Genomic DNA, 6307 nt, shown 5'->3' with positions numbered 1-6307 from the left:
GCCTCCAGCGCGGCGTCGGCCGCCGGTCCGGCGGAGAACCGGCGGACCCGGCCGTCGCCGCAGACGACCGCGTGCAGCCGCCCGTCGACCGGCACGATCGCGACCAGCCACTCGTCGCCCAGAGCCGTCAGAAGAGCGGCCACGTCGAGGCGGTCGCCGTCGAAGTGGCCGCGCAGGCGCAGGGTGTGGGCGCGGATGCGGCGTTCGAGCCGCCGCTGCTCGCGGTCGAGGGCGGGCTGGGGCGACCCGGCCGCGCGGGCCGCCTCGGCCCGGCTGCCGACCTCGCGGAAGGCGGTCAGGTCGCGGGCCAGCTCCGGATCGGCCGGCGGCCGGATCGGCGGCACGGCCAGCGCGGTCGCCCGCCAGCGGTCGCTCCACCGCAACAGGTCGCGAGCCGACCGCGCGGCGCGCTGGGCGAGCGTCGCCAGCTCGGCCCCCTGCACGGTGGCCCGCACCCGCAGCTCGGCCGCGCCCATGGTCATGCGGTGCTCGTCGAGGACGTCGAGCCCGCGCCGACAGGCGTTCAGCATCAGCCGCCGGTCGCCGGTCGCGGCGGCGAGCAGGGCGAGCGCGGTCCAGCCGTCGGCCCTGACGTGGGCGGGCCCCCGGCGGCGGGCCTCGGCGGCTGACGTCAGGTGCACCCGGGCGGCGGCGAGATCGTCTCTGGCCAGGGCGATCCGCCCGGCCAGCAGCCTGGCCAGGACCGCCTCGGGAGACCGCAGCTCCGCCAGCCGGGTGGCCAGGGCGGGCGCGTCGCGCACGGTGTGGTCGCCGGTGGCGTAGCGGGCCTGGAGGAGGACCAACCGGGCGTGGGCGTGCCACCAGGCCCGATGCTGCCGGGCGAACACCCGGACCGCCACCGTGGCGTGCTCGGCCGCCAGGGCCGGATCGCCCGCGGCGATCGCGGCGCGGGCGGCGACCAGGCGGAGCTCGGCCGCCCGGGTGGCCTGTCCGTTCACGGTCAGCGCGGCACTCGCCTCGTCGAGCGCCTCACGGGTGAGCCCCGCCGAGAGCAGCACCTCGCAGCGCTGGATGGCCAGCATGACGGCCGGGGTGCCGAGCGACTCGTAGAGCCGGGCGGCCTCGTCGAGGTGCCGCAGCGCGGCGGGCGCGTCTCCCGCGCGGGAGGCGACCAGCCCCCGGTTCTCCACCGCCTTGGCCTTGTCGTGGTCCTGGTCGGTGCCCGCCCACAGCTCCTCGGCCGCCGCGAAGTCGGCCGCCGCCCGGTCGGCCGCCCCCACCGCCAGGTGGACGGTCGCGCGCAGGGTGAGGGTGCGGGCCGTCCAGATGACGTCGCCCTCCTTCCTCAGTACGGGCAGCGCCCGCCGGCAGTCGGCCAGCGACCCCTCGTGGTCGCCGACCACCCACCGCACATAGGCCCGCCGGAACAGCACCCGCGCCGCCGTGACCCCCTCGCCGCGCGCGACCGCGCGCTCCATCGTGACGAGTCCCTGCCGGGTGCGCCCGGCGTGCACCAGCGCCGCCCCGAGCGTCGCCAGCACGTCCGCCTCGCGGTCAGCCGAACCTGACCGAACGGCGAGGTCGCGAGCCCGGCGGAGGTGGTGGAGAGCGGTGGCGAGCTGACCGAAGTCGCGCTCCCAGATGCCCATGACCTGGTACGCGATGGACGCGTCATGCGGCGTGGGACGGCTGTCGAGCAGGGCGCCCGCGCCGGTCAGGGCGTCGGTGGGACGGGCGAACACCAGGGGGAGCAGATCCCCTGGTATGCCCCCAAAACGTGACCTTCCCCCCGGCACAGATCGATGTTAGACGTGAGGGGACGGGGCGTCCACGCTCCGTGATCATGGCAGGTTGATCATGGTGTATCACCGGACCCGGGTCCGGCTCCACACAGAGAAAGCTGACACCTGAGACAAGAGGAACCGCGAGATGGAGCCGAACCGATTCCGCGAACAGTTCGACATGATCCAGCAGAGCTACGACGAACACAGAGTGCGGCTGGTCGCCGGACCCAGCGGCACACCCGAATACCTGCACCACAAGGGCGTTGTTCTCATCCGCACCGACGACTACCCGACCGCCTCGTACTTACTGGCCGGGGCCGGGCTGGAGCCTGTCGAAACCAGCCACACCGAGAGCACCCGGCTCACCACCTTGAGTTTCGCCGACCCTTCCCAACCAGAGGAACGTTGGCACGACCCGATCGTCAGTGACGTGATCGACTTGCTGCTGGCGCAGAACATCCCCGCCGAACGCGACTACCTGCTGACGATCGCCGACGTCAACTGCTGTCCCGCCGACGAGCCGGTGCCCGTCTACGACGGCACCCACAACCCGGTGATCCCGGTCACCCGCCCGAGCTTCGGCACCGCCCCCGTGCGTGTTCTGGTCATCGACACCGGCCTGGTGCCCGGCTACGACACTCACCCGACTCTCGCCTCGACCATCAAGAAGCCGGGCAATCCGACGGGAAAGCTCGACAGCGAGATGAGTCCCGTGGACACGCAGAACGTGCTCCGGCAATACGTCGGCCACGGCACCTTCATCGCGGGTCTGATCGCGGCCGTCGCCCACAACGTGGAGATCACTGTTCGCAACTGCTTCTCCAACGCGGGCACGGCCGGGCAACACGCCCTCGGTAAGGACCTGAACGACATCCTCAGCGAGTTCCAGCAGTTGCCACGGGCGGAGTGGCCGGACATCATCTCCCTCTCCTCCGGCACACCGGTCGCCTGCGATGAGCTGACCCGGATCAATACCGGCGAGCAAGCGGGGAGTCCCTCGGCGCAACCACTGCTCGCCCTCGAAGAGTTCATGAACCGGCTCGCCGCCCTGGTAGTGGACAAGGAGATCCTTCTGGTGGCGGCGGCCGGGAACAACGGCTCTGACCAGCGCTTCTACCCCGCCGCCTGGGCTGACTCCCAGAAGTACGGCCGCCTCGTGGTGTCGGTCGGGGCGTTGCGCGCAGACGGGGCGGACGTCGCCTGCTTCAGCAACCACGGCCGCTGGGTCTCGGTCTTCGCGCCTGGCGAGCACCTGATCAGTACCTTCACCCAGAGGGGCGCTCAGACCGCCTACGACTACCAGCACTCCAGCTTCGGCGAGTGCCGCTATCACCAGAGCTACGTGTGCACCTGTCTGTCGCCCCCGCACATCGGTGAACTCAGCCAAAACCGTCCTTTCGAGACCTGGGACCTGGCCACCGACCGCAGACTCAAGCGGGTCCGGTTCGACGGGCTGGCCGAATGGAGCGGCACGTCGTTTTCCACCCCGCTGGTCGCCGGCATGATCGCCAACGTGATGTCCGAACAGAACCTGACGTCTCATGCCGCGGCCGAGTACCTGCTGAACACGATGGCCGGGTCGGCCACCCTGCGTGGCCGACCCGCGAAGATCGTGCGGCCCGCCGGGTGGCGGCCCTCAATGGTCTACCCGTCAACCTGATCCGGAGGAGACATGGAGCGTGCGGACACCGGAGAACTGTTCCGGGCGGCGGTGACCGGGGACAACGCCGCCTGGAAGGAGCTCGTCACGGCGCTCGCGCCGTTGGTCTGGTCGATCGCGCGCTCCTACCGCCTCTCCGAGGCCGACTGCCGGGAGGTGTACGCCACCGCCTGGTTCAAGCTGGTCCAGAACCTGGGCCGGATCCGGGACCCCGACAAGGTCGGGGCCTGGCTCGCCAGCACGACCCGGCACGAATGCCTGAAGCTCGCCCGGATGACGCGGCCGGTGCAGCTCGACGACCATCCGGCCGTGCTCGATCTGCGATCGCCGGAGCCGACGCCCGAGGAGGTCGTCGTCGAGGCCGAGCGGGAGGCCGACCGCGTGGCCAGGCTCCGGGCGTTGTGGCTGGCGGTGCAGGATCTCGGGGAGACCTGTCAGCGGGTGCTGCGGGTGCTGATGACCAATCCGCCGCCCTCGTACGCCGAGGTCTCCGCCGCCACCGGGCTGGCCGTGGGCAGCATCGGGCCGATCCGGCAGCGGTGCCTGGCCCGCCTGCGGGCGCTCCTGGAGGAGAGGGGCGTCCGGTGAGCGACGACCTCGAAGACGAGCTGCGCCGGGCCGCCGCCCTGTTCGACCCGCTGCCCGACGACGCGCTGCAGATCGCCGTCGACGCCTTCGTCGTGCACGCGCTGGACGCGGAGCTGGCGGCGTTGTCGTTCGACTCGCTCGACGAGCCCGCGCTGGTCAGGTCGGGGGAGACGCCCCGGCTGCTGACGTTCTCTGTGCCGGGGCTGTCGATCGAGGTGGAGTTCGCCGGGGGCCGTCTCCTCGGGCAGCTCCTGCCGCCCCAGGCGGCGGCCGTCGTCGTGAACGGGCGGCTTCCCCTCGTCGTCGACGAGTTCGGGCGGTTCGAGGCCGACGGGGTGCCCGCCGGGGCGCTCAGCCTGCGGTGCGAGGTGCCGGGGCGGACCGTCGTCACCGAATGGCTGACCGTCTGAGCCGGGGCTGTATCAGAACGCGGGCTCGTCGATCCGCACTTATGTGGACACCACCAAATTCGTCGGCCGCCAGGCCGAGCTCGCCGCCCTCGCGGACGCGTTGCGCGGGGCCGGGGAGGGCCGTCCGGCGGTCGTCGCCGTCGAGGGGACGGCGGGGATCGGCAAGTCGTCGCTGGTCCGGCGGTTCCTGACCGGGCATCCCGGATTGACCGTCCTGTCCGCCAGCGGCGCGACCGAGGAGAGTTCGCTGCGGTACGGGGTGCTCGGTCAGCTCATGCCGTCGGAGTGGCACGACGCCGATCCGCTGGAGGCCGGGTCGCTGCTGCTGGACCACATCGGGGTACGCCAGGCCGCCGGCGTGGTCGTCCTCGTCGTGGACGACGCCCACTGGGCCGACGCGCCCTCGCTGACCGCGCTCACCTTCGCCCTGCGGCGGCTGCGGGCCGACGGGGTGCTCGCGGTGATCGTCGCCCCGGACGTCGGGGACCTGCCCGGAGGGCTGCACCGGCTGCTCGCCGAGGACACCACCCTGCGGGTGCGGCTGACCGGGCTGACCACGGCCGACGTACGGGAGCTGACCGGGCTGCCCGCCCCGGCGGCCGAGCGGCTGCGCGCCCACACGGTCGGCAATCCGCTGCACATCGGGGCACTGCTCGGCCAGCTGCCGAGGGCGCGGCTGACCGACATGACCCGGGCGCTGCCGGCGCCGTCGTCGTACAGCCGGCTGGTGACCCGGACCCTGGTGGCCAGCCCGCTCGCGGCGCGGGCGCTGACGCGGGCGGCGGCCGTGCTCGGCGACGGGTGCGCGCTGAGCGCCGTCGCGGCGGTCGCGGGGGTGGGCGATCCCCTGGAGGCGCTCGAAGGGGCGGCCGGGCTCCTGGTCGAGACCGGGCCGGGGCCGGCCGTGGGGTTCCCGCATCCGCTCGTGCGGGCGGCGGTCTACCAGCACATCGGCCCGGCCGAACGGGCCCGGCTGCACACCCGCGCCGCCGTCCGGGAGAGCGATCCCGCCCGCGCGCTGGCCCACCGGGCCGCCGCCGTCGTCGGCACCGACGCCCACGTCGCCGCCGAACTCGCCGACCTGGCCGGCGACGAGGCCGATCAGGGCCGCTGGAGCACCGCCGCCGACCACCTGCTCACCTCCGCCCGGCTCACCCCCGACCCGGTGCTGCGGGCCGGCCGGGTGCTGACCGCCGCCGACCACCGGCTCCGCGACGGCGACGCGGTCCGCGCCGCCGAGCTCACCGGGCAGGTCGAGGCGATGCCCCCGACGCCGCGCCGCCACTACGTGCTCGGCCGGCTGGCCCTGGCCTCCGGCCACCAGGACGCCGCCGAGGCCCTGCTCACCTCCGCCTGGGAGTCGGGCGCCCACGATGGCGCGGCCGAACAGCTGGCCTGGCTGGCGCTGACGCAGGCCAGGGGCGCGGCGGCCATCGAGTGGGCCCGCCGCTCGGGCGGGGCGCCTGGCATGCGCGACGCGCTCGCGCTCGCCCTCGGCATCACCGGCCGTTACGCCGAGGGCCTGGCCTGCCTGCCCGCCGACGACGCGGTGGGCCCCGGCGACCTGCTCGACGGGCTGGTGGCGCGGGGCGTGCTGCGATTGTGGACCGACGACCTCGACGGGGCCCAGATCGACCTGGCCCGGGCCGCGTCCGCGCGGGCCGGGCTGCTGCACCTGGGGCCGATGGCGACCGCCTACCTGGCCGAGGCCGAGTTCCGGGCCGGGCGGTGGGACGACGCGGTCGCCCACGCCGAGCAGGCCGTCTCGCTGGCCGCCGACAGCGGGCAGAGCTGGCTGTGCTGCCTGGCGCACACGGTCGCCGCCCGGCCCCTTGCCGCCCGTGGCGACCTCCCGGCCGCCACCGCCCACGCCGAGGCGGCCGTCCGCTGGGCGGCGGCGCTCG

The 6307-nt window shown here is 73.8% G+C and carries 5 protein-coding genes; 4 read left to right on the top strand and 1 reads right to left on the bottom strand.

Annotation, left to right across the window (positions count from 1 at the left end):
* The coding region (locus FDA94_RS38690; RefSeq protein WP_137251985.1) for an ATP-binding protein at positions 1 to 1703 on the bottom strand (1703 nt) is incomplete at its 3' end.
* Between the two features lie 187 nt (positions 1704 to 1890).
* Here FDA94_RS38690 and FDA94_RS38685 point away from each other — a divergent pair.
* The 4 genes from FDA94_RS38685 to FDA94_RS38670 all read left to right on the top strand — a co-directional run.
* A complete protein-coding gene (locus tag FDA94_RS38685) occupies positions 1891 to 3405 on the top strand; it encodes a S8 family peptidase (protein ID WP_137251984.1) in 1515 nt (504 codons plus the stop codon).
* A 12-nt stretch (positions 3406 to 3417) separates the two neighbouring features.
* Positions 3418 to 3993: an RNA polymerase sigma factor gene (locus FDA94_RS38680; protein WP_137251983.1), complete on the top strand. Its 576-nt coding sequence runs from the start codon at positions 3418 to 3420 to the stop codon at positions 3991 to 3993.
* Positions 3990 to 4403 (top strand): hypothetical protein, encoded by a 414-nt coding sequence (locus FDA94_RS38675; RefSeq protein ID WP_137251982.1) that lies wholly within the window; start codon positions 3990 to 3992, stop codon positions 4401 to 4403. Before FDA94_RS38680 ends, FDA94_RS38675 begins: the two co-directional genes overlap by 4 nt.
* Before the next feature lie 43 nt (positions 4404 to 4446).
* Positions 4447 to 6307 (top strand): AAA family ATPase (locus FDA94_RS38670; protein ID WP_137251981.1); only part of this gene is annotated, 1861 nt, incomplete at its 3' end.

The organism is Herbidospora galbida (assembly GCF_005233835.1).
Classification (GTDB): domain Bacteria; phylum Actinomycetota; class Actinomycetes; order Streptosporangiales; family Streptosporangiaceae; genus Herbidospora; species Herbidospora galbida.
The sequence above is the reverse complement of the archived record's forward strand: the minus strand, read 5'-3'. Positions and strand labels throughout refer to the sequence as shown.